The sequence below is a fragment of the Okeania sp. SIO2F4 genome (assembly GCF_010672385.1).
Taxonomy (GTDB): domain Bacteria; phylum Cyanobacteriota; class Cyanobacteriia; order Cyanobacteriales; family Microcoleaceae; genus Trichodesmium.
The window spans coordinates 1-22114 of record NZ_JAAHGT010000030.1; the positions used below are offsets into that span (position 1 = coordinate 1).

20 protein-coding genes and 2 pseudogenes are annotated in these 22114 nt (G+C 36.4%); 18 read left to right on the forward strand and 4 right to left on the reverse strand.

Going from position 1 to position 22114, the window contains the following annotated elements:
- Positions 1–114 precede the first annotated feature (114 nt).
- Together F6K22_RS03505 and F6K22_RS03510 are read left to right on the forward strand one after the other, a co-directional pair.
- A complete protein-coding gene (locus tag F6K22_RS03505; RefSeq protein WP_293093329.1) occupies positions 115–657 on the forward strand; it encodes a 1,2-dihydroxy-3-keto-5-methylthiopentene dioxygenase in 543 nt (180 codons plus the stop codon).
- 853 nt (positions 658–1510) lie between these two features.
- Entirely contained in the window at positions 1511–2548 is a 1038-nt protein-coding gene (locus F6K22_RS03510; RefSeq protein WP_293093332.1) for an NADP(H)-dependent aldo-keto reductase, read from the forward strand.
- 190 nt (positions 2549–2738) lie between these two features.
- Here the strand turns inward: F6K22_RS03510 and F6K22_RS03515 are convergent, their stop codons facing one another.
- The 3 genes from F6K22_RS03515 to F6K22_RS03525 form a co-directional block, all read right to left on the reverse strand.
- Positions 2739–3074, reverse strand: a complete 336-nt coding sequence (locus F6K22_RS03515; protein ID WP_293093334.1) for a XisI protein — start codon at positions 3072–3074, stop codon at positions 2739–2741.
- On the reverse strand, positions 3062–3478 hold the full coding sequence (locus F6K22_RS03520) for an element excision factor XisH family protein (protein WP_293093337.1): 417 nt from the start codon (positions 3476–3478) through the stop codon (positions 3062–3064). The genes F6K22_RS03515 and F6K22_RS03520 overlap by 13 nt, the downstream gene beginning before the upstream one ends.
- Before the next feature lie 300 nt (positions 3479–3778).
- Positions 3779–7348, reverse strand: coding sequence for a WD40 domain-containing protein (locus tag F6K22_RS03525; RefSeq protein WP_293093340.1), 3570 nt, complete (start codon positions 7346–7348; stop codon positions 3779–3781).
- Between the two features lie 152 nt (positions 7349–7500).
- Here F6K22_RS03525 and F6K22_RS03530 point away from each other — a divergent pair, with 152 nt between their 5' ends.
- From F6K22_RS03530 to F6K22_RS03560, 7 genes and pseudogenes are all read left to right on the forward strand, one after another.
- Positions 7501–8664 (forward strand): calcium-binding protein, encoded by a 1164-nt coding sequence (locus F6K22_RS03530; RefSeq protein ID WP_293093343.1) that lies wholly within the window; start codon positions 7501–7503, stop codon positions 8662–8664.
- 182 nt (positions 8665–8846) lie between these two features.
- On the forward strand, positions 8847–9020 hold the full coding sequence (locus F6K22_RS03535; protein ID WP_293093346.1) for a hypothetical protein: 174 nt from the start codon (positions 8847–8849) through the stop codon (positions 9018–9020).
- Between the two features lie 287 nt (positions 9021–9307).
- On the forward strand, positions 9308–10609 hold the full coding sequence (locus tag F6K22_RS03540) for a hypothetical protein (RefSeq protein WP_293093349.1): 1302 nt from the start codon (positions 9308–9310) through the stop codon (positions 10607–10609).
- A 106-nt stretch (positions 10610–10715) separates the two neighbouring features.
- The gene (locus F6K22_RS03545; protein ID WP_293093352.1) at positions 10716–10940 is read left to right on the forward strand and encodes a hypothetical protein; all 225 of its coding nucleotides are present in this window, start codon (positions 10716–10718) and stop codon (positions 10938–10940) included.
- A 276-nt stretch (positions 10941–11216) separates the two neighbouring features.
- Positions 11217–11348: a hypothetical protein gene (locus F6K22_RS03550; RefSeq protein WP_293093355.1), complete on the forward strand. Its 132-nt coding sequence runs from the start codon at positions 11217–11219 to the stop codon at positions 11346–11348.
- A 23-nt stretch (positions 11349–11371) separates the two neighbouring features.
- The gene (locus F6K22_RS03555; RefSeq protein ID WP_293093357.1) at positions 11372–11605 is read left to right on the forward strand and encodes a hypothetical protein; all 234 of its coding nucleotides are present in this window, start codon (positions 11372–11374) and stop codon (positions 11603–11605) included.
- Positions 11602–11946 (forward strand): annotated as a pseudogene (locus F6K22_RS03560) (type II toxin-antitoxin system PemK/MazF family toxin). Before F6K22_RS03555 ends, F6K22_RS03560 begins: the two are co-directional and overlap by 4 nt.
- A 489-nt stretch (positions 11947–12435) precedes the next feature.
- Here the strand turns inward: F6K22_RS03560 and uvrB are convergent.
- Positions 12436–14436, reverse strand: a complete 2001-nt coding sequence (gene uvrB, locus F6K22_RS03565; protein WP_293093359.1) for an excinuclease ABC subunit UvrB — start codon at positions 14434–14436, stop codon at positions 12436–12438.
- 400 nt (positions 14437–14836) lie between these two features.
- Here uvrB and F6K22_RS03570 point away from each other — a divergent pair.
- The 9 genes and pseudogenes from F6K22_RS03570 to psbV2 all read left to right on the forward strand — a co-directional run.
- Positions 14837–15644 (forward strand): annotated as a pseudogene (locus tag F6K22_RS03570) (RNA-guided endonuclease InsQ/TnpB family protein); the annotation flags it as partial.
- A 159-nt stretch (positions 15645–15803) separates the two neighbouring features.
- On the forward strand, positions 15804–17066 hold the full coding sequence (locus F6K22_RS03575; RefSeq protein WP_293093361.1) for an RNA-guided endonuclease InsQ/TnpB family protein: 1263 nt from the start codon (positions 15804–15806) through the stop codon (positions 17064–17066).
- 54 nt (positions 17067–17120) lie between these two features.
- Complete coding sequence (locus tag F6K22_RS03580; protein WP_483244107.1) at positions 17121–17546, forward strand: RNA-guided endonuclease InsQ/TnpB family protein; 426 nt, start codon at positions 17121–17123, stop codon at positions 17544–17546.
- 70 nt (positions 17547–17616) lie between these two features.
- Complete coding sequence (locus F6K22_RS03585; RefSeq protein ID WP_293093363.1) at positions 17617–17937, forward strand: hypothetical protein; 321 nt, start codon at positions 17617–17619, stop codon at positions 17935–17937.
- A gap of 377 nt (positions 17938–18314) precedes the next feature.
- Complete coding sequence (locus tag F6K22_RS03590) at positions 18315–19142, forward strand: prepilin peptidase (RefSeq protein WP_293093387.1); 828 nt, start codon at positions 18315–18317, stop codon at positions 19140–19142.
- Between the two features lie 354 nt (positions 19143–19496).
- Positions 19497–20477 carry an acetyl-CoA carboxylase, carboxyltransferase subunit beta gene (gene accD / locus F6K22_RS03595; protein WP_293093365.1) on the forward strand — a complete coding sequence of 327 codons (981 nt, stop codon included), beginning with the start codon at positions 19497–19499 and terminating at the stop codon, positions 20475–20477.
- 68 nt (positions 20478–20545) lie between these two features.
- Positions 20546–20731, forward strand: a complete 186-nt coding sequence (locus F6K22_RS03600; RefSeq protein WP_293093367.1) for a translation initiation factor IF-2 N-terminal domain-containing protein — start codon at positions 20546–20548, stop codon at positions 20729–20731.
- Positions 20732–20901: 170 nt separating this feature from the next.
- Entirely contained in the window at positions 20902–21390 is a 489-nt protein-coding gene (gene psbV / locus F6K22_RS03605) for a photosystem II cytochrome c-550 (RefSeq protein WP_293093369.1), read from the forward strand.
- Positions 21391–21547: 157 nt separating this feature from the next.
- Positions 21548–22048 carry a photosystem II cytochrome PsbV2 gene (psbV2, locus tag F6K22_RS03610; protein WP_293093371.1) on the forward strand — a complete coding sequence of 167 codons (501 nt, stop codon included), beginning with the start codon at positions 21548–21550 and terminating at the stop codon, positions 22046–22048.
- The last annotated feature ends 66 nt before the right edge of the window (positions 22049–22114 follow it).

A 22114-nucleotide genomic window follows, 5' to 3' on the forward strand; every position in this document is an offset into this window, starting at 1 on the left:
GCTGTATAATAATTATTATCCCATAACAAATAGTGCTAAAATTTGATAGTCAATATAAACAAGAAAATTATTGATTTATAGAATCAATTTTAGTCATAAATCAACAGGTGAAATATGGCAATACTGAAACTAGAAGACGGTACAATTTACACTCAACTCAACGATATTTCTCGTGAACTTGAATCCTTAAATGTGCAACTGAATCATTGGCCTGTAGGAGACAATCCAGAAATTCATAATATACTGGCAAAAGATGTACTCAGCGATGATGAAAAAAAACGATTATTACAAAGTTTGGATAACTATTTTGAGCAACTAAAAGAAACTGCTGGTTATCAGTCACGAGACTTAGTGGCAATACATCCAGAAATTCCTAATCTTGATGCAATGTTATCAAAGTTCGATAAATGTCATACCCATGCAGATGATGAAGTGCGTTATATTGTGGCAGGAGAAGGTATTTTTGGTTTTGTACGTCCTGATGATAGTCAAGTAGAATTAACAGTACAGCCACAAGAATATATTAATGTACCAGCTAATACAGAACATTGGTTTTATTTGACACCAGAAAAGCGAGTTAAAGCTGTGCGATATTTCGTTTCGACAGAAGGTTGGGTTCCTCATTACACTGGTACAGCAATTCGTTTTAATCAATAGAATATAAGGTATTAATTGAGGTAACTATAAACTACTAAAAAAAATAGTAGAAAAACTAACTCATTAATTCACAACCAAACTATTGTAGGGGTTTGGTATTCAAACCCTTATGATAAATTTAATATCCATTGCATCAAAGAATATAGCAATTCCCAAAAAGCGTGAGGTATAAAATTAGTTGGTTTTAGGGAGTAGGGAGTAGAAAGCAGGGAGTAGTAATTCGGGTTATATGGGAATAGAAAAGAAGAAAAAAACTGTACCTCAGTAACTTGATAAACGCTATATTAAAAATAGTATAGGCAATAAAAATTTAATTTTTCATCAGGAAGATAGGAAAGTTTTTAGTTGAGGAAGTTAAAGAAAAAAAGGTGGTCCAATTGTAGATTTTATTGCTCAATAAGCCTGACTAATAAATAAGGTCTCAAGCCTCCCCTTCCAAGGGGATAAAAAAGGAAAGAAAATTTCGGATTTCAAGCCTCCTGCTGAAGATAAAGGTACTGATAACTGTTAAGGCAGTTCCTCCGATAGGAGGCTAACTGATAACTGAAATGACAAGCATATCTAAATAAATATCATATTTTATTGTTTACTATCAAAAAAAAATAAGCATTCAGTCAGCTATCAGCTAATTGCCTTTATCAGAGGCATTCTTATTAACAGATTCAGCAAAAATCATTTGGCTACAAATTCCTGAAAATTCCCTATTTGTCATCCCCGAACCTTCATACCCTAATATTAATGCTAAATGCTGACTTCGCTCGAGCTGAATGGTTACCAAAAAACAACTATAAATATTTTCATTATTCCCATAAATGCTAGGATAAAATTAGATAATTTACTAAAAAACAAACCGATGAAATACAACAAACTTGGCGATAGTAACCTCAATGTATCAGAAATTTGTTTGGGCACCATGACCTATGGGCAACAAAATACTATTGAAGAAGCTCATCAACAACTTAATTATGCTGTTGCTGAAGGTATTAATTTTATTGATGCAGCAGAAATGTATCCAGTACCAACTAAGGCTGAAACTCAAGGAAAAACAGAAGAATATATTGGTGAATGGTTGGTTAAACAACAGCGCGATAAATTAATTATTGCTACAAAAATTGCCGGACCAAATCCTAAAATGACTTGGGTTCGTGGAGGAAATAATCAAGTTAATCGCCCTAATATTCAGCAAGCAGTAGAAGATAGTTTGCGCCGTCTTCAAACTGACTATATTGACCTCTATCAAATTCATTGGCCTGACCGTTATGTGCCTTTATTTGGTGCCCCCGATTATGACCCAAATAATGAGCGAGATACAACACCTATTGCCGAACAATTGGAAGTATTTGCCGAGTTAATTAAAGCTGGAAAAATTCGTTATTTAGGAGTAAGTAATGAGACAGCCTGGGGAGTATGTGAATTTTCTCATCTAGCAGAAAAATTAGGTTTACCAAAAATAGTTTCAATTCAAAATGCTTTTAGTTTAGTTAACCGTGTTTTTAATATAAATATAGCTGAAGCTTGTCGATTTAATAATGTGGGATTAATGGCTTATAGTCCTCTAGCTTTTGGTCTTTTAACGGGTAAATATTTGCATGGAGTTCCTGAAAATTCTCGTGTAGCTTTGTTTCCTGGATTTGAGCAACGTTATCGTAAAACAAATTTGACTGAAGCAATAACAGCTTATGTAGAAATTGCCCATAAAAATAATATGACTCCGGCGCAATTAGCATTAGCTTATGTGCGTTCCCGATGGTTCGTAGCTAGTACAATTATTGGGGCAACAACTATGGAACAATTGAAGGAAAATATTAGTAGTGTAGAGATAAATTTGACTGAAGAAATTATTGCTGAAATTGATGAGGTTCATGCTAAATATCCGAATCCTACACCTTAGAATATAAGCATTCAGCTATTAGCAGTCAGTTCTCAGCTTTATTAATGAATGAAGCAATCATTTCGTTTAATTTCTACAACATTTTCAACCAAAGAATTGAAGCATAATTAATGATAACCTTGATTTGCCAATTACAGGTAATGTAGCTAATAGCTGATAGCTAATAGCTGACTGCTGAATGCTTACAAAATTAATTCACTGCAAACCCTGTATGAGGACGAATTTCTGGTGGATGAAACCCCAAGACAATTTTGCTTTTAGGAATACCTGCATTCACTAAATCTAAAGCTATTCCATCTTCCATTCCATCTTCGTAAATCCATATTTTATCATTGATAATTTCTAAGTGAACGACGCAACCATGTACTCTTTTTCCCTTTAAATATCCCACAGTTAATAACAAATAATTTTTGTGGTCTTCACTAATAATAAACTTTCGTTCTAAGTTCCCGTAAGCATAGGGTAATTTGGCATATTCCCCTAGAATTTCAGTAATAATTTGATGATAATTATTTATGGTATCCATTGAAAAATCATCTCCTGTTTAGCATCAAAAATAATTAAACTAAACCGTTTATTTTTTAATAAAACTTGACCGATAGGTTCTGCAAAAATTTCTTCAAAAACACTTTCTGTAATTGCTACATATAATAAACGATCTGGTTCTACTTCCTGGATAATATCATAATATAGGATATATTGACCTAATGCTTTTTCTAAATCATTAACTCGCGATGAACTGGTAAAACTTTTAACTTCAACAGCAATTTTTTGGTTTCCCTTTGCAGCAGAAATTAATTTCTCTGCTCCTAAATCGACAAACAAATCTCTTTTCCCAATTGCCAAAATATAAGGGTCGTCAGTAATATTCCAACCATCTTTCATTAAGGCGTTTTTTACAGTTTCGTGATACAAATCTTTAGCTGGCATTTGCGTATTTTTTTCTAAAATTTTCACGTTTATCTTGAGACTTTTATTAATAAATTATAGGAAGCGATCGCTATTAAAGTTAGATTAATTGTAGCTTCTGAAGTTTGGCTCATTAATTGATAATGGATAATTACCTCTGGTTAAAACCGTAATATAATAAGTCCCATTCTTGGCCAACTTGAGGCATATAAATTTTTTACAGCGCTTTTGCTAGTTGATAAACTACATCGTCACAACCAAAACAGTGTACGGGAAAATGGCCATTTGTCCCTACTTTAGTCTACTTTACATAGGAAATCCCTACTTTATCATGGTAGCCCCCAATGTGAGGAGAGTTTCTTTTTGGCCTTCAGTTAATCCTGTAGCACCTGTAATATTCATTCCTTCATAGAGGCGTTTTGCTTTGAGGGTTTTAATGCAGCTACCTGTTTGAGTATTCCACAGTTTAATGGTCTGGTCTTCGCTACCACTTGCAAGCATCGAGCCGTCACCACTAAAAGCCACAGAGCGAATAGTATTTTCATGTCCTGTTAAGGTTTGCCAGAGTTTGCCACTGTCAACATCCCAAAGTTTGATTGTACGATCATCCCCACCACCTGCTATCAGATTACTATTAGGACTAAATTCAATTGTTCTAATTTGCTCGGTATATTCTGTTAAAGTATGCAGACATTCTCCTGTACTGACATTCCAGAGTTTGACAGTGAGGTCATCACTAGCACTGGCAATAATTTTACCATTAGAACTCCAAGCAACTTGACGCAACTTATCTTGATGTTCTCCTATATCTGTAAGTCTTCCAGTTTCAATATTCCATGTTTGTAATAATTTTCCATCACTAGCGATCGCTAAATTCTGACTATCCGGACTTACAGCAACCGACCACAACCAGTTTGGATAATCTTTGAAAGTTTGCAGACAGCTATTTGTATTCATATCCCACAATTTAATACAGCGATCGTCTCCAACACTAATCAGTTTTTTTCCTTGCTCATAAAAAGCAACTAACCAGATCCAGTCTCCATGTCTTTCGGGAAGAATTGAGCATTTCCCAGTGGCAATATCCCATAGTCTAATCTGACCATCATTTCCACCACTAGCTATTTTTGTTCCTTGAGGATGGAAAGCAACTGATTGAACGCGCTTTGTATGACGACCTAAAATTCTACTGTTACCTGTTTCAATATTCCAGAGTCTAATTGTGCAGTCGTCACTCCCACTCACTAAAGTTTGACCGTCAGGAGAGAAAGCAACTGACCAGACTCTTTGAGTGTAACCGTTGATAGTCTTCAAAGGTTCACCTTTGGGGATATCCCATAACCTGACACTTTGATCGTCGCTCCCACTAATTAGAGTTTTACCATCACTACTAAAGGTTATCGCTCGGACTCGTCGATTTTTTTCCGGTAAAGTAAGTAATAATTTACCTGTTTCGATATCCCATAACTTCACAGTTTGATCTGTACTACCGCTAGCTAGAGTTTGATTGTCAGGACTAAAAACAACTGACCACACTCGTCCGTTGTGTCCTGAAAAAGTTTTCAGACAGTCACCAGTATGGATATCCAGTAACCTGACAATTTTATCGTCGCCACCAGTAGCTAGAGTTTTTCCATCAGGACTAAATGCGATGGAGCGAACGGGATGATTATCTTGTTTCCAAGTTGTGAGACGTTCACCATTCTGAACATCCCATAATTTTACTGTTTGATCTACACTAGCACTAGCTAAAATTGTTCCTTGAGGATTGAAAGCAACTGCTATTACCCAATAACGATGCTCTGGTAAAACGTGAAGACATTGATGAGAGTTAATATCCCACAATCTTACGGTACCGTCATTACTAGCACTAGCTAAAGTATTACCGTCTGGACTCAAAGCAATAGACCAAATGTGACCAGTGTGTCCTTCTAATGTAGCAAGACATTCACCTGTATCAATATTCCATAACTTTATAGTGGAGTCGTTACTACTACTAACTAAAATTGGTTTTTGAGGATGAAAAACAAGAGACCTTACCCAATTAGTATGACCTAAACAATTAGTTATAAATTGACCGTCCGCTACTCGCCAAATATAAATATTTCTATCTGCATCTCCGGTCGCCCAAAGTTTGCCATCATAACTAAATGCGACGCAAAGAATACTGCCTAAAGGTTCGGAAAAAATTGATTTAGATAAATTAGAATTGGTAAAGTTAACCTCATGTAATTCAACTCCTTGAAGATATGCTTGACAAATAGTTAAATAAGAAAAATCGTAGTTGGTTAAATCGGTATTGAGCTGAGACAATATATTGAGAAGATTCCCTCCTAAATATCCAGGAGCTAAAGGAGATTTATTTTGGCAATTTGAGATAATTTGTTGGAGTTTATTTTCGACATTTATTTTTCCTCCTAATTCTTGAATTAATCTTTCTAGTAGTGGTTGGATAATCAGGCGAATTTGAGTTTCTCGAATATAATCTTTAGCCGTTGCTTTGGAGAGACAGTAGTCATTAAAAAGTTCTATTTGAGCAGTCTTAATTTCTTGGCAAACTTCATCTATTAATCGAGCAATAATATATTCCCTAATTACAGGTAGGACTGTATATCCTAATTCGGTAGTTTTGATGAGCGATCGCCGTTTTAAAGATATTAATGATTGGAGTAATTCTTGTTTGGTTTGCCATGAAATAATATCTTCTTTTAGTTCTGTATCTGACGCTGGTTCATAATTAATTGCCAGCCAATACATAATTTCCTGTTCTGAGGTACATAGACGATTAAACTGACGTTCATATAAATCGTTAATCTCCTCGAATTTTAGCTGCCCTAATTTTAAATAATCTTCTACAAATTTAGATAAATTTCCCCCTAAACCTTCTTGAATACCTGCTGCTACAATTTCCAAAGCAGAAGGATTACCTCCATAATGTTCAATAATTAATTTCCATTCATCTTCTGAGCCTTCAAATTCTCCATATTCTGTAAATATTTTTTGACTGTTTTCTAGATTTAACCCTTCTAATTCTAAAATTTTTATAGTTTTAGTTTTTTTAGCAATTAAATCAATTGCTTGTGGTTTTTCTCGGCTGGTAATTAACAAAAAACTTTTATGAGATGATTCAGCTATTCGCCTGACTAAATTACCATAGCCTTGATAACCTTCTCGATATTTACCTGTTTTATTGCCAATTTCAAGGATTGATTCTGCATTATCCAGTATCAGTAAACAACGAGAGGATGCAAAATAATTAATTAGTATGGTTATTTTTTCATCTAAAGTTTCTGGCAGTATAGTTTCTTGCTGATTAGAAAAGAATTTAATTGAATCTTCCAGAATGTTTTCTATTTTTGGAGATGCTTCAAGACTTCGCAAAATTATATATTCAAAATTATTCAGAACTTTGTTTCTTAATTGAATTGATAAACTTGTTTTCCCAATACCTCCTCGACCAAGCAGCAAAATTAACTTACATTTTTCCTGCAAAATAGATTTGTTTAATTCTTCTAATTCCTGAGTACGTCCGAAAAAGTGAGAAGTAGTAGGAGCATTTTTTAAATCCAAAGATACAGTAGGAGCATTTTTTAAATCCGAAGATAAAGGTTGAATATTATCAACTATTTCTTTCCAATTTAATTCCAAAACTTGGCAGAATGCTTGAAAATATTTGGGACTTACACCCGTATTTCCTCGGAATCTCTTCCAGGTGCCAATTGAAACAGTACCCGGCACTTCTTTCTTCCCATTTTTAACCATAGGTAGAAACTTACTAGCTTCATCCAGCCAATTTTCATTATCTAACGCCCATCCCTTTTCTGCTTGGATTTGCTTGATAGTTTCATTAATTTTTTTAAGTCCTTCAGATGAGGATCTCAGAGTTTTCACTTAACACCTTACTCCCTGATTGTCAAGAACAAATTTAGATCATTATACACGAAATCTAACCGATCTGTTTTTGTGCTGGCGATCTGATGAAAGCCAATGTAAAACTTAAAAGTAATTAAATCTATTCAGTTAATTCTGAAAGGATGAACATAATGAATTTCTCTTCACTTTTTCAAAGCATAAATCAAACTATGGTGATGAATAGTCCTAATAATCGTACTCCATCAATGAGTATTTCTTCACCTTTTGGAAATATGGTTATGAACACAAATCAGACTTCCATTTCTAATTCCAATAGTAACTCATCTCAAATTTCCATTTCTAGTTCCAATACTAATAGTAATTCATCAACCACAACGAGTATTAATAGCCCAAATTCTGTTCCTAACATTAATGTTGGTGGTTCTACTAATGGGTCTTCTATAATTTCTATTTCTAATTCCAATGTTGGTGGTTCTGGATCGTCAAACATTTTTGAAGGTACCAATGGTAACGATGTTATCAACGGTAATAGTAGTAGCAATATTATTAAAGGATTTTCCGGCAATGATAGACTCAATGGTTTAAACGGCAACGATATTATTAATGCAGGTTCTGGCAAAGATACTTTAATAGGTGGTAATGGTAATGATATTCTCAATGGAAATTCTGGTAATGATAGGTTAAATGCTGGAAATGGTAACGACATTCTCAATGGAGGTTCGGGTAACGACATTCTCAACGGAGGTTTGGGTAACGACATTCTCAATGGAAGTTCGGGTAATGATAGGTTAAACGCTGGAAATGGTAACGACATTCTCAATGGAAGTTCAGGTAATGACAGGTTAAATTCTGGACTGGGTAACGACACTCTCACAGGTGGATCTGGGCACGATCGATTAGTTGCTGGTGGAGGAGATGACTTACTGATTGGTGTTAATGCTAATGTGAGTAGAATTACAAATAATGGAGTCTCAACTGTTACCATAACTAGCACTGGCAATCCTGGACGAGGAGAAAGAGATCGCTTAACCGGAGGAACAGGACCCGATGAGTTCATACTTGGAGACAACAGCAATGTCTATTATAATGATCGTAACTCTTCAACTTCTGGTAAAAGAGACTATGCTATTCTCCAAGATTTTAATCCTAGTGAAGATAAAATTCAACTGAATGGAGCAGCAAGTAATTATGTCTTAAAGGAGGTATCGGGTCATACTCGAATTTTCCTGGATGATGATGGAGTTTCTGGTTTTAGTCGTCAGGACGAATTAATTGGAATTGTGAGAAATAATACGAGCTTGAATTTAAACAGTAGCTCTTTTGAATTCGTCTAATATCAATTTGATAAATTAACAGGTAGGGGCAAACAGCCGTTTGTCCTTACTACTCATTGATATAAAAATTCATTTATCACATCACATTTAAGAGTAAATATTTCACCTTTTTTCAATAAAAAATATATCATGCTCTTCACATAACAACTTACTTATTATCCGGTTTACACGGGAGCTTTATTATGAAGGTAACGCAGAAAGTAGAAGGCAGAAGGAGAAGGCATAAAAGTTGGAATGATTTAGAAAAACTAGCTTTTCATAAGTATATTTGGTATGAAAGCAAAGATTTATTATTAAGTCCGCAAAAAGAGAAATACCCAAATGCAAAACCTGGAAAAACTGTTCCTCCAAATTGATCGGGACTTGCGCAAATATCCTATATATATCTAACGTTTTTTCAATAAAAAATCTATCATACTCTTCACATAACAACTTACTCATTATTCATCAAGCACAAAAATAGATCATTATGCACAGATTCAAAATGATCTATTTTTGTGCTGGAATATTTTGGAACCTCATGTCAGACTGAAACAAATCAAATTCATTCAACCACTTCTAATATTAGAATCAACTTATTAATTTAGGTTAATTTTCAGTATTAGAGAAGTCTGAATCACTAAAGATTAAGGATAAACTTAATATGAATCTTTTTTCATCTTTCGGAAGTATGCAGATGAGTAGTCCCTTTAATGGCAGTTCATCAATGAGTATTTTTTCACCCTTTGGAAATATGCAGATGAATAGTCCCTTTAATGGCAGTTCATCAATGAGTATTTTTTCACCCTTTGGAAATACATTAACGAATAGTAATCAGATTTCCATATCTAACTCCAATACTAACAATAACTCATTAACAACTAGCATCTTCTCTACAGCAAATACCACTAACAGTAGTTCATCAACTACAACAATTGTTAATGATTCCTATTCCAACACTTCTACTAACATTAATCTTGATAATCAAGCTCAGGATATTCTGACAGAATTTACAGAAAACGAGCCACTGGTTACAAATAATAACTTTGACCAAATAACTGGTGAAATTGTAGTTCCCGATCTAACTCAAGATGAACCTTTAATACCAGATACTTCTAATCAAGAAGCACCGATTCACTCATTCTATATCAATGGTGTTAATAACACCTTAGCAGACTACCAAAATACCATCCCATTAGTAAATAATTTACTAACCGCAACAGGTATTAATTCTCAGATTCAGGAAGAAACATATAATCTATCAGGCAAACCAAAACCTATTAACTTCGACTTTGCCCAGTCTATTGTTCAAGCTGTTACTTCAGGAAATGATTTTGAAGGTACACAATTTACCAACAGTGTAGTGGAAAGAATTCAAAATATTGACCAAGGAAATACTTTGGAAGATAAATTTTTAATTGTCGCCCACTCCCAAGGCAACTTCTTTGCTGAAGATATATATAATCAACTACCTGAAGATATTCAACAAAGAACAAGAATATTAGCTTTCTCTCCCTTTACAGATTTCCAGGGAATTAGTTCCGATAATGTTGACTATTTATTACGAGAAGATGACTTTCCTAACCGTCTGAAAAATCTACCAGGAATAGCTGTTCCCCAAGACCAACATAATCTTCCTAGTTGGCCTGGGAACTTTATACAATCTTTCTTTCCAGGAGATAGAGACTCACACAAAATCGAAAATTATCTAGATATCAATCAATATCCCCAGGGAAGTCAAGAAGATTTATTAGTAGAAGAATCATTCGAGCAAGCGAAGGTAAAAATCCAGGAGTTAATGAATTTTGACTCTGGTATAAATCAAGAGGAACAGACAATTAACCAGGGATTTGAAGATTCAAATTATGACTCATTTTTTGGATTGCCAATTAATAACAGCAATGATACTTTCGCAGGTATTGGTAATCTAATATCTGAAGGAAGTAGCTTTATTTTTGGTTGGTAATATAGCGCTCTTCAGGTTTGCTACGACGAGTAGAAAGTCTTAGGAAACCTGCTAGGTTTTGAATCTTATAAAATTATTGGTAATCCTTGTAGCAAAAATCATTGAAATGATTAAAAAATCCCCAGAACTAAGAATATCCGATATCGAAGAAAAATACCCTAATCAATGGGTAGTAGTAGACATTACTGAAAAAGATAAGTATGGTTTTCCTGTTAGTGGAAAAGTATTATTGCAAGAAAGTTCGATTGATTTGATTTTGAACAAAATTGAATCTTTTCAAGGGGATTTGTACACATTCTATACTGGCAGTATTGATGGCAAGGTTGAGTGAGGTAAACTGAAATATTCAATATTATATAGATAACGATAAGTATAATTTTAGTAAGGAAAGAGTTTGTCGAAAGTTGCATCTCCGACAAACTTAAATTATGGCTAATACCTGTTACCATAAATATTTACTCATTAATAACCTTAAATTTCGATAATATATCAACATTCGATAAAAAAAGGCTGAAACTTTTACCTGTAAAGGCTTTGAGGCTATTAACTATTGTCCAACAGATGAATAAAACATCAATCTATAGAAAGAGAGTGATATAGAAGCCATTTGGTATCTCCAGAAAATAAAGCGATTAGTCAAAAATCACTCTTAGATATCATGGAAGAAGCGAGTCAACAAGCTATTGCTAATGGAATGACTCCAGAGATTTTAGAATCAATTCTTAATGATGAAAACTAAGCGTATGATATCTAATTAAAACTATGAACACAAAAGAACAAATAAATCAACAGTTGAACCAATTAAATGAAGAGCAACTTAACCAAGTTGCTGACTTTATCGCCTTTCTAAAATTCAGAGAAAATTCAATTAAACCTAACCTAGATACAGAAAAATTAGCTCAACTTTATCAAGAATTTGCAGAAGAAGATCGTCAACTTGCCGAAGAAGGAATCAATGAATATGCCGATCTATTAACTCAAGAAGATAGACTATGAAAACTGAACGAGGAGAAATTTGGATTGCCACCCTTAATCCCACACAAGGTTCTGAACAAGCAGGAATTCGTCCAGTCATTATCTTTCAATAAAATACAATTTCTCAATTTACTACAACTATTATTACCAGACCTTTAACCACAAATTTGAAACGAAGTTCCTTACCTAGTTGTTTACTCATTCCCAAAAATGGAGGCGGATTAAATCAAGATTCAGTTGCTTTATGTCATCAATTAAGAGTATTAGATAAAACTCGTTTAGGTCGCAAGTTAGGAAAACTTAGTCTAACCATCATAAATGAATTAGAAAGTATTGTATTATTTACTTTAGGTTATCAATGAAAAATATATTTCATTGCTCTAAAATTTTCCTCGCCTCAGCTAAAGCTTCTTCTCCTGATATAGGTAACACATTACTATTATAGATTTCATATCGAAGTTTTTTAGCTTCACTTATCCAAGCTTTTTTAATTTTTTCATCTATATCAAACTCTAGACTTTCTACCAGTTTTTATGCTAAATAAAGCTCTCTGTGTATTTGATAAAGATAAAGCTTATTTCATTAGTTCATCAATAGATAGCATGATTATTCTTTTCAAGATTACAAATACTTAAGTTTGAGCGTAAATATAGCATTTCCGAATCTATGATTATTGTTTTTTTAGAGATTTCAATAATTACTGTAAGTATTCAGCTATAACCCTGTAGGGGCGATTCGCCAATCGCCCCTACAATTATCTACCGACATGAAAACTGCTGTAATTATGACTCAATTATTAAAGTTTTTATCCAAAACCACAAACTAATAGCTGATAGCTGACTGCTGAATGCTTAAGAATTACCCACTAATTTATCCCGCAAATATTTAATTCTATCCCGCAATTTAGCTGCCTCTTCAAACTCTAAATTTTTCGCCGCTTCCTTCATCTGATTTTCTAACTTTTTAATCCACTCTGGCAGTTCCTCCAAAGACAACTCATCCACCTGTTCATAAACCTCTTCCAACTGTTGAGAATTTAAACGGCGCGACACATCTAAAAACGCCAAAATTGAATTACTTTGTTTTTTCACAACAGGCTTCGGCGTAATATTATTCATCTTATTATATGCCAACTGAATTCCTCGCCTTCTTTCAGTTTCATCTATGGCTTTAATCATACTATCTGTCAAATTATCAGCATATAAAATAGCCTGACCCCGAACATGACGCGCTGCCCTACCAATAGTCTGAATTAAAGAACGTTCCGCTCGTAAAAATCCTTCCTTATCCGCATCTAAAATAGCTACCAAAGAAACCTCTGGCAAATCCAAACCTTCCCTTAATAAATTCACTCCAATTAATACATCAAACTCTCCCTCTCGCAACGCCTGTAAAATCTCAATTCTCTGAATAGAATTAATATCAGAATGCAAATAACGAACCTTCACATTTTGCTCCTGTAAATATTCAGTCAAATCTTCAGCCATCCGCTTAGTTAAAGTAGTAATTAAAACCCTCTCTTCGAGCTTAACTCTTTCCCTAATTTCACCCAATAAATCGTCAACCTGACCTTCAGTCGGACGCACAAAAATTTCCGGGTCAACCACACCAGTCGGACGAATAATTTGCTCAACAATTCTATCCTCAGATTTTTCTATTTCCCAATCTCCAGGAGTAGCAGAAACCAAAATACATTGATTAACCTTTTGCCAAAATTCCTCAGATTTTAAAGGTCGATTATCTGCAGCACTAGGCAAACGAAACCCATGCTCAATTAAAACTCTTTTCCTAGCTTGGTCGCCATTATACATTCCTCGAATTTGCGGAACAGTCACATGAGATTCATCAATAATTAATAACCAATCTTTCGGAAAATAATCAATCAAACATTCCGGCGGTTCCCCTGCTTTTCGACCTGCTAAATGCCGAGAATAATTTTCCACTCCATTACAATATCCCACCTCCCGCAACATTTCTATATCGTATCTACAACGCTGTTCCAAACGTTGAGCTTCTAATAACTTTCCTGTTTTTTCTAACTCCTCTAATTGCTCATTTAATTCCACTTCAATATCATTACAAGCCTCTTCCAATCTTTCTTCAGGAGTAACAAAGTGACGCGCCGGATATACATTCAAAGACTCCAAACTTTGAAGAATCTTTCCAGTTACAGGGTCAACATAACGAATAGCATCTATTTCATCCCCAAAAAATTCTACCCGAATAATTCTATCCTCATAAGCAGGTCCGATTTCCAAAACATCCCCCTTAACTCTAAACTTTCCTCTACCCAAATCTAAATCATTTCTACTATATTGAACTGTCGCTAAATCTCTCAAAATTTGTCGTTGATTAATTTCTTCTCCCACTTCCAAAGAAATAGCAGCTTTTAAATATTCAGCAGGCATTCCCAAACCATAAATACAACTAATCGAAGCCACAACAATTACATCTCGGCGCTCAAAAAGAGACCGAGTTGCCGAGTGACGCAACATATCAATCTCATCATTAATAGAAGCAGTTTTTTCTATATATGTATCTGTCACCGGAATATAAGCTTCCGGCTGATAATAGTCATAATAACTAATAAAATATTCCACAGAATTATCAGGGAAAAAATCCCTTAACTCATTACATAATTGAGCAGCCAATGTTTTATTATGAGCCAAAACCAACGTCGGTCTGCCAACATTTTCAATTACAGAAGCTATAGAAAAAGTCTTACCCGTACCAGTAGCTCCTAGTAATGTTTGAAAATTATGTCCAGCTTCAATATTAGAAGTTAATAGAGCGATCGCTTGAGGTTGGTCACCAGTAGGTTTAAAAGGAGCTTGCAAATAAAATTTTTCCATGAAAATTTCAGAATCAATTGTATTATTATTTAAGCATTTTAGAATGCTGCACAAACAGCTTAATGAATAATAACAAATCCGGTTATTATAGAACCCATTTGGTATCTTTACCAAGATTCAATTTTTTAGCAGGAGTTGTCCTTGAGAAAAAGCACTTGCAGAAAAAGATTGAAAAATTCTCCCTATCTCCCCTACTTTTAAGATTGGATTTTTCCCATCATAAAATCTTTCCATCTGTACTTCCTTAGTGGAAAATCACAAACATTTTCATTTTATGAAGCTCCAAAAAAAAATGGCGTGTCAAAGGATTTTCGGTTGCATCCTCACGAAAATTGTGATATCTTTAATTTAGATGGGGTTACTTGCCTACATACATGACTTTTTATTCAACAATTTGTAGATGCTTAATCTGACTTACGAATTTAAACTCAAACCCACTCCACAACAGGCTCAAGAAATTGAGCGCATTCTGGAAGTGTGCCGTCGTGTCTGGAATTACGCTCTAGCCGAACGCAAAGATTGGATTCGCTCTTCTTTAGTCACCGATTAACGCTTGTTCCCTATTTGGTGAGTACATCATTCCAGCAGACCAACCCTATCCCAATTATGCCCGACAATGTCAAGCTCTAACGAAAGCCAAAAAAGATTATCCCGAACTCAAAACCGTTAATGCTCAGGCTTTACAGCAAGTCTTAAAAACCTTAGAGACAGCCTTTGTCGATATGAAACGCAAAGGGATGGGTTTCCCTCGCTTTAAGAAAGCGCGACGAATGCGCTCATTTGTGTTCCCACAAATGCTAAAAAACTGCGTTCAGGGGATTTATTTGAAACTCCCTCAATTGGGGCGAATTGAATATATTAAATCGAGGGCAATTCCTGAAGGGTTTAGGGTAAAACTTGCCCGAATCATCCGAAAAGCCAGTGGTTACTTTGTCGCTCTGTGTTTAGAGTGTGATGTGGATGTTCCCGATGTCCCCCCTCATGGTTATCCCATAGGGATTGATTTGGGACTCGATAAATTCCTAGCCACATCAGAGGGAGAATTAATTAAACGACCCAGATTCTTTAACAGTTTGCACCGCCAGATGAAATTACTGCAACGCAGACTCAAGAAGAAACAGATTGGGTCAAATAACTGGCAAAAGTTAAGCAAGATTATTGCTCGTTTACACGAAACGATTGCCAATACTCGAAAAGACTTCCATTTTAACTAATGAGGGGTTCGGGGAGCTATAAGTCCCGCGCTGTATGCGTAGCATCAGCGTCGGGATACATGGACTCCCCGCGCTTGTCGATTCGGCTCGATGCCGATGAGACAAGCATTTACCAGTAGCTATAGCTTGTGGTAAACTACAGCTATGCTGACGATGAACTACACCTACCGAATCTATCCAGATGCCAACCAACAGACTGAACTTTTGGATTGGCTTGAGACGTGTAGAGGCGTGTATAACTACGCTTTGCACGAACTCAAAGACTGGATTGCTTCGCGATCTGGTCTGGTAGACAGGTGCTCGTTGGAGAAGGAGTACATCATTCCTGCCGATGAGCCATTCCCGTCTTACCATCGTCAACAAAACAACCTGCCCAAAGCTAAGAAGCAATTCCCGCGTTTGGGCCAGGTGCATTCTCAGGTGTTGCAGACTACTATTCGTAGACTGCACGACACCTGGGAAGCTTTTCAGAAGCGGGGTCATGGATTTCCGCGCTTCAAAAAGTTTGGTCAATTCAAGTCTTTTGTGTTTCCTCAGTTCAAAAGCAACCCCATCAACGGATTCGCTATCAAGCTACCGAAAATCGGGGAAGTGCCTATCAACCTGCATCGCCCCATCCCTGACGGATTCAAGGTAAAGCAGGTGCGGGTACTGTCCAGGGTGCGAGGAACCCAATGGTATGTGGTCGTCACCATTGAATCGGAGGTATCGGTTCCCGATGCGCCCGTGCATGGTCGAGCGATTGGGATTGACCTGGGATTGGAGCGATTCTTGACGGCTTCCGATGGCAGCTTCCAGGAGCGTCCTAAGTTTTTCAAGTCGAAGCAGCGCAAGCTGAAATTGCTGCAACGCAGAGCGACGCGAAAACAAAAGGGGTCTCAAAACTGGGAGAAGGCGCAAATCGAAGTTGCCAGAATGCACCATTGGATTGCAAACTGTCGTAAAGACTTCCATCTGAAGACGGCTCACAAACTTTGTGACCAAGCACAAACTATCTTTGCAGAAGACCTCAATACCAAAGGGTTGACGCGAGGGATGCTGCGAAAAGATTGTGTGGATGCTGCCTTTGGGCAATTCTTGTCTCTAACGGAATGGGTGTGTTGGAAACGAGGTGTCTACTTCGCTAAGGTCAACCCCAACGGCACCAGCCAAACCTGCCCTAACTGCTTTGCGACGGTCAGCAAAGGGTTGGAAGTCAGAGCGCATGATTGTCCTGAATGTGGGTATCGAACGCATCGTGACCATGCCGCAGCAGAGATGGTTTTGCATCGTGGACTAGAAAACGTAGTAGCCCAGGGACTCTGGGGAACGGAAACAGCCTGTCAAGTCGGTCTGTCGGGGGTCTATGACCTAGATAAGTGGCGTGGGGCAGGAATACCCAATTGCGAGATTGGGAAGCCCGCGCTGTACCCGTAGGGTCAGCGTCGGGAGGATGTCACGTTAGCCCATCATTTATGCGACCAAGCAGGAATGATTTTTGTTGAAGACCTTAATTTTCAGTCATGGGCCAAAGGAATGTGGGGAAAACATACCTTAGATGCAGGTTTCGGTCAGTTTGTCACCATCCTGCAATGGGTTTGTTGGAAGCGAGGAGTCTATTTCGGGAAGGTCAATAAAGATTATACTTCTCAAATTTGTCCCAATTGCAGTGCTCATACAGGGAAGAAAAAACTCACTCAGAGAGTTCATTCTTGTCCTGAATGTGGTTATATGACTCATCGAGACGTGGCCTCCGCGCTGATTGTGAGAAATAGAGGGGTGTCTGAGGTGGGGCGCATCTTGGACGTTAAAGAAGTTGCCTGGGGAGGCGGTCTGACGGGGACTAGAAACGGTCTAGTTAAGAGCCTAAGAAACAGGAAAAAGGGTGGAGAAGCGTGGATTTATCCCGCTTCGTAACATCCGCCTGAGAATCCCCGTGCATTTATTTATGCCGGGGAGTACGTCAAAAAAGCTGTACCTCACTGAAATGAAATGTGCTGCATCAAAAATTAGCAACTATATCTATAAATATCTATCAGGATTTCTCGTGGTAAACGCTACACAAAAAAGACCAGTAAAGTACGCAGATTCAAATATTGCCCTATTACTGACTCCATCCCTACAAAAATTAGCAAAACTACTATATCGCACTTATCTAGAGACCCATCCTGACCAAGTTAGACCACCCCTAGGCGTAGCCATTAGTCCCGTTAGTTATCGAGCTGGTCTAATATTCTCCCAACAGCCAATTTTGTTACCAGGTGAATTTTTTGTCCCTGTAGAATTCATTGAATCAAAAATTTATTGATAAATTAGCTTCGATTTAAGCACTTAGCTATCAGCTATCACCTTATGGGCAATTGGTACACTATACCGATTAACTTAATAAATATATTGGTGTAATATTTACTATACTCAAAGCAATTGGAAAATATTGGAAGAAAGCAATCTCAAAATAGATAAATATCACTTTGAACTTTTGATAATTATATGGCAATAGAGTTCATATAAGACCAAAACTTATAAACTATGAAACTATTAGATTATTTTTTCAGATTACAGCAAAAAGAAAAAAATCCTTAACTGAACTTGAACTGTATCTATACTATAAACTCATCTACCTTCCTACTTCCTGCTTCCTTCTTGCCTCTTCAAAAAATCCTTAATTTAACTCTATTGAATTATATGGACTTACTCAAAATATGGCTATTTGTTCTAATTGTATTTGCCCTGGGCGCATCCATCGGTAGCTTTCTCAACGTTGTTATCTATCGGATACCCGCAGGACTATCTATACTTTGGCCTCCATCCCACTGTCCCCAATGTCATAGTCGATTAAAAACCACAGAAAATGTCCCTATATTTGGTTGGCTATGGTTGCGCGGACGTTGTGGACATTGTCGAAATCCTATTTCTATCCGCTATCCAGTAGTCGAATTAATGACAGCCTTACTATTTTTAGTTGTTTTCTCGAAATTTGGGATTACCATCTCGACTCTAGGCTATTGGGCTTTTTTTAGTTGGCTACTAGCTTTGTCTATAATTGACTTGGACACAATGACATTGCCTAATCCTCTAACCCAATCAGGATTAATCTTAGGTTTAGGTTTTCAAATAACTACCACATTAGAGACAAATTTTCAAGTCAATAATCTAGTCAGTTATTTAATGGTAGGTATTATTGGAGCAGTAGTTGGTCTATGGCTCCTTGACTTAATATCTATATTTGGTTCCATAGCTTTTGGGCAAACAGTTATGGGTGGAGGAGATGCCAAACTAGCAGCAATGATAGGAGCTTGGTTAGGGTGGAAATATTTACTACTAGCTTGTTTTCTTGCCTGTGCTATGGGAGCATTTGTCGGCGGAGGAGCGATCGCCCTAGGTTTACTAGACCGACGACAACCAATGCCATTCGGACCGTTTTTAGCAATGGGGGCTGGTTTGACAGTTATCTGGGGTAGCAATATATTATCTACTTACCTTAATATATTTTTCCCTGGGTTCTTATCCTGATTTTAAAAAACAGTGGATTTTGGCCATAGTCTCGGAGTTGAGAGACGCTACAACTAATAACATCATCATATAAATATAAAACTATAGGCTAAATCAACACTCATCAAGCCAAACTTTTCCAAACGTTACAAAAATATCTTTAATTTTATAGTCAACCAAGAGAAGTTTAGGATATAGAATTGCGATAGTATAGCAAGGTATTTCGTCAGTGTATCAATCCAGAATTTAAAATATTACTCTAACCTTAACCTGTGGTACTATAGCTCTGTTACTAGACAAGTTACCTGAATAGGTATAGAATACCGGGCTTTACCAAAAATTTAATCACTAAATAATTAATTCAAAAATATTTTAATGTCTCTATTTGATTGGTTTGCAAATCGACAAAAATCAGCCCAGAACTCTCAACAAAGACCTGAACGAGAAATTTCTGATGGACTTTGGCTCAAATGTGAAGCTTGTGGCACTCTAACTTACACAAAAGACCTCCAAGCAAATCAAATGGTTTGCCTAGAATGTGGACACCATATACGAGTATCTAGCGAAGAGCGGATTCAGCAGTTGATAGATGGTAACACCTGGATGCCAATTAACGAACAAGTCAGAGGAACAGACCCTTTGAAATTCCGCGATCGCAAAGCATACAGCGATCGCCTCCAAGAATATCAAAGAAAAACTGGACTTCTAGATGCTGTACAAACAGGTATCGGTAACATTGAAACTGAACCTGTGGCCTTGGGAGTTATGGATTTCGGATTTATGGGAGGAAGTATGGGTTCAGTTGTTGGAGAAAAACTGACCCGATTAATTGAAAAAGCTACTCAAGAGAGTTTACCCGTAGTAATTATTTGTGCTTCTGGTGGAGCCAGAATGCAAGAAGGAATGTTGAGCCTAATGCAAATGGCCAAAATATCTGGTGCCCTAGAACAGCATCGAGAAGCTAAACTGCTATACATTCCAGTTTTAACTCATCCGACTACAGGTGGCGTAACTGCCAGTTTTGCCATGCTAGGAGATATTATTATCGCTGAACCCAAAGCAACAATAGGTTTTGCTGGACGACGAGTTATCGAACAAACAGTTCGTGAAAAGTTACCCGACAACTTTCAGACTTCTGAGTATCTATTGGAACATGGTTTTGTAGACGCAATTGTACCTCGTACCCAATTAAAGAAAACTTTGGCTCAGTTAATTCGCCTTCATAAACCTCATTCTGCGATCCTTAGTTCTGCCGAGTCATTAGAAGCCGGACCATATTGTCATTTACCCCTTCAGACAGAACAGCATAATTCCTTGACAAATGAGAATAAGATTCAAGCTACACCTCAGAATTAAATTCTGGGAGCTTCAAAGGAATTTTTTAGCTGGCTCGATCTAATTAATAAATAGAGTGAAAAAAATTTATGGGTTTTGCTGATATATCAATCCAAGAAATAGCAGAAGACTTTAATGTCCATGTAAATGAGGTGCTTCGTCTTTGTGACCAAATGGGGATATCTTATAAGCATTCTCAAACCCGTTTGGCCTTAGAGGATGCTAAGGCAATCATGTCTCACATATTGGCCCAACAACGAAAGTCTGATTCCTAATAAAACTAGCTAAATACTTGACTAATTGACACTTGAACACTGATAAATAAAAATTAGATCAAAGTTCAATAAATCTGAAGTTTTGTTACTTCAGGTTTTTACGGAAATATTTCCATTAATGAACATATCTGTGTTGGTTGATTAACTTGCCAGTTTTAAGGAGAAGAAACTTGAAAAAATTTTTCATCGCTGTAGTTACCATAATATTCCTAACGTTTCAAACGTTCATCAACAGTGCCACTGCTGCCGAATTAACTGATAACGATCGGACTTTGCCTCTCAATGAGGATGGTGAAGAAGTCGTACTTACTATTAAGGAATACACAAGAGGCAGAAGGGAATTTAATAATGTTTGTTCTCAGTGTCATGTAGGAGGAATTACTAAAACAAATCCTGATGTTTCTCTAGACCCAGAAGTTTTATCATTGGCCTATCCAGCACGAGATAACATAGAAGGTCTGATAGACTATATGGAAAACCCTACTACTTATGATGGGTTTACCGAGATATCTGAATTTCACCCCAGCATTAAGAGTGCTGATATTTACCCAGAAATGAGAAATCTCACAGAGGATGATTTATACGCGATCGCTGGTTACATTTTAGTACAACCTAAAGTTCTAGGCAAACAGTGGGGAGGCGGTAAAATCTACCGTTAAAATTCTTTTTTCTTTGAAATATTGATTAATGATTTTAGATTATTGGTTTTTTGATGGGAGACAAAAAAATTTGATTTGGTTTTCTCTTCATTAAACCCTAATCTAAAATCTGTTATTTATATTTGATATTTGTAGTTACCAAAATAATAAAAGTAGTATGTTGAATAAATCATTACTAATTCGTTTTATACTAACAATATTGATTATTGTTCAGGTAATAATTTTTAATACTCAATCAGCTCAAGCTGCTGTAGATTCTTATGTAGAAAGATATTTAGATGCTAAACAACCAGTAGAAATAAAACTGAACGAGCAAGGTGAAACAAAGAAGTTTTCTGCTGAAGATTTATCTGATGGAAAACAAATGTTTGCCAAAAATTGTCTCAACTGTCATGTAGGAGGAGCAAATTTAGTCAACCCTCCAATATCTCTATCCTTAAAAAACCTAGAGGGAGCAACACCACCACGAGACAATCTTGATAATTTAGTTGCTTTTTTCAGAAACCCGATGATATATGATGGCAGTGATTATACATATTTCTGTCGTCAAGTTACTGAAAATTGGATGTCTCAAGAAGTAGTAGAAAAAATGGGTGCATTTATTTTAAGAGCAGCACAAAAAGCTCCTGTTTGGGGAGTAGAAGGGATTCAACAATAAATTAAGCAGGAAAAAAATAATCATTAAATAATTGATTTGAAAAGAAGAAAGAGGCAATAGCGATCG